The organism is Loktanella sp. DJP18 (genome assembly GCF_049310965.1).
In the GTDB taxonomy this organism is placed as follows: Bacteria; Pseudomonadota; Alphaproteobacteria; order Rhodobacterales; family Rhodobacteraceae; genus Loktanella.
The window spans coordinates 1-2,686 of sequence record NZ_JBMERN010000250.1; the positions used below are offsets into that span (position 1 = coordinate 1).

Genomic DNA, 2,686 nt, shown 5'->3' on the forward strand with positions numbered 1-2,686 from the left:
TAATTGACTGAGCGAGTGTTAAGGAACATCTCGGATAACAAACGCCATACTGCCCTTATTTCAAAACCCGAAAGTTCTGGTGAGTTATGATGCGGAAGTTGTCTGATACTTTATCGCGGAACTTCCGCCATTCTTGGGTGATGGTTTCACGCATGAACGCAAGGATGGCGTCGGCGAACTGCTTTTGTGTAAAGCGTCAACCACCTTGTCCTTCTCATCAAGATTGTCGCGCTATACCGGCACAACCCAGTCCAGACCTGTCAACCGCAAGAGGCTTTCCACAAAGCCCATCGTCTGTCGAAGCGCCATTCCGAATAGCACTTTCATGGTCAGGCACGTCTGGATCGCGGCGTCGCTGAAGGTCTGCGATCTGCCCCTCTTGCCGGAGGGTTTGGCATCCCAGTTCATCTCGGGATCGAACCCGATCGTCAGTGATCCGCGGCGCTTCAGCGCCGCGTTGTAATCAGCCCAGTTCGTCGTCTTGTAGGTCGGTGATGTCGGTTTGCTCATTAGATCCAGCTACCACACTGGATTCACGACATGAATCCCTCACCCGCTTTGTGCATGTATGGATGCCCCCTTTGGTGCAAGTGATTTTTGAACGGCTCGAGCGTGTGATCGGGTGCGGTCATGTATCAGGCCTCTGTGTGCGGCGCTGATGTGACCGCGGGCCGGTATGGCGATGCGCAGACCAGAAGCATATCAACAAACCGAGCTCGGTGGCTCCTGCACAAATGCTGCTTTCTCTGACCCGGATCTGATCGATCCTTGCCCTTACTGTTCAGTGACCTCCTCACACCCCCAACTTACCGGGACGTCGTGACGTGCAATCTTCGCTACGCCATCGCCGCCGCCGGATGCCGGTAATCCTCTTGCTTCGTCATCATGGCCCAGAGGCCACGCGCCATCTTGTTTGCCAGCGCAATCGCGGCAACCATGCGTGGCTTTCGGGTCAGCAGGCGCTTCAGCCAGCCATTGCTCGGTGTGTCGAACCGCTCGACAGCCTGAAGGACTGCCATAGCTCCAGAGACCAGAAGGGTGCATATGTCGCGCTGTCCCATCTTTGACGTCTTCCCCAACCGGGCCTTACCACCTGTAGAATGCTGTTTAGGCACAAGCCCAAGCCACGCGGCAAAATCGCGACCGCGTTTGAAGGTGGCCAGGTCAGGTGCAAACGTCTCAATCGCGAGCGCCGTGACAGGGCCGACGCCCGGCATGGTCTGTGCGCGGCGGACCGAGTCTGCTTTTTTGGCCGCACATCTCATCTTCGCGTCGAGCTCTGCAACACGTGCATTCAACCCCTCGATCTGCTCCAGATACATCCGACCAAGTTCCCGCACTTCGGCCAGCAGAGTCGTGTCAGTATCTGCGATTGCGTCTGCGAGCGTCTTGAGATGAGCAGGCCCCCGGGCAGCGACCAGTCCATGTTCGGCGAGGTGGCCGCGTAAAGCGTTGATCATCTGGGTGCGCTATAGGTTTGCTTCGGGATATGTTAAAGGCCGTTCAAAAATCAATTCGCGAGACCCTGTGTCCGCACTTGAAAGTTCATCCTGATAAGACCAATTTTATTACAACCAAATACCGCCGGAGCGTAACGGGACTTGTGCTTGGAAACGATGGTGAGGTTGGATAGGCCGAGATAAATTTAGGGAGCATCTGATCAACGCTGTCGGCTGCGCCGCAATTACCGCCTGAGCGCTGCGGGGGTGGATTTCGGAGCCAAAAGCGGCCCAAGTTATGCGTTTTCTGCCGCTCTTGCGGCCTGTCACCCGTTTCCGGGCGGACTCGTCCTCACGCCATCAACTTGCGGCGCACCAGAAACAGATTGCCGAGGGCGAACAGCGTAAAGAGCTGGGCCCGGTTCTTGGCGAGGCCGCGGTAGCGGGTCTTCACATGGCCAAACTGGCGTTTGATGACACGGAAGGGATGCTCAACCCTGGCCTTTACCTTGGCGATGATGCGGTTGGTGCTTTCCTCGAGTGGATGCAGGTTGCCGCCCTTTGGGGCCTTGCGCATGACGCCCCAAAACTGGCCAGGGCCACTGAACGCGGCCGCGCGCTCGGCGCTGACATAACCCTTGTCGGCCCACACAGAGGTCTCGTTACCGTGCAGCAGCGCATCCCAGACCTGACTGTCGTGCACCCTGGCCGTTGAGGTATCGAGGCTATGTGTCACGCCGCTCTCGGCGTCGACGCCAATGTGGGCTTTCATACCGAAAAACCAGTCATTGCCCTTCTTTGTGGACGACATCTCTGGGTCTCGCGCCTTGGACTTGTTCTTGGTCGACGACGGCGCGTCGATGATTGTCGCATCCACCAGTGTGCCCGAACGCAGGGTAATGCCCTTGTCAGCAAGATGCGCATTCACTTCCGCAAAGATCGCTTCGGTCAACCCGTGCCGCTCCAGCAGGTGGCGGAAGTTGAGGATGGTGGTCTCGTCCGGAATGCGGTCATCACCCAGCTCGATCCCGGCGAAGCGGCGCATAGCTTCGCTGTCATAGAGCGTCTCTTCGGCCATGGGAACGCTAAGGGCATACCAATTCTGGAGGAAGTAGACGCGCAGCATGGTCTCAATCGGCATCGATGGGCGCCCACCCTTCGGTCCAGCCTTCGGATAATGCGGTATGATCAACGATACCAGCCGAACCCAAGGGACCACCATGTCCATCTCGGACAGGAACACCTCC

Annotated in this window: 2 protein-coding genes and 1 pseudogene; all 3 read right to left on the reverse strand. The window is 57.5% G+C overall.

Going from position 1 to position 2,686, the window contains the following annotated elements; genetic code table 11:
- Window positions 1-237 precede the first annotated feature (237 nt).
- Window positions 238-510 (reverse strand): annotated as a pseudogene (locus ACOI1H_RS24680) (transposase); the annotation flags it as partial.
- A gap of 326 nt (window positions 511-836) precedes the next feature.
- Window positions 837-1,460 carry an IS110 family transposase gene (locus ACOI1H_RS24685; RefSeq protein WP_422440892.1) on the reverse strand — a complete coding sequence of 208 codons (624 nt, stop codon included), beginning with the start codon at window positions 1,458-1,460 and terminating at the stop codon, window positions 837-839.
- 331 nt (window positions 1,461-1,791) lie between these two features.
- Window positions 1,792-2,686, reverse strand: an 895-nt coding sequence (locus tag ACOI1H_RS24690; RefSeq protein ID WP_422440893.1) for an IS5 family transposase, incomplete at its 5' end; no start/stop codon positions are given.

Bases quoted from the DNA above. Each gene is read 5' to 3' on its own strand.
- ACOI1H_RS24685 (WP_422440892.1), bottom strand. From the start codon at position 1,460: ATGATCAACGCTTTACGCGGCCACCTCGCCGAACATGGACTGGTCGCT.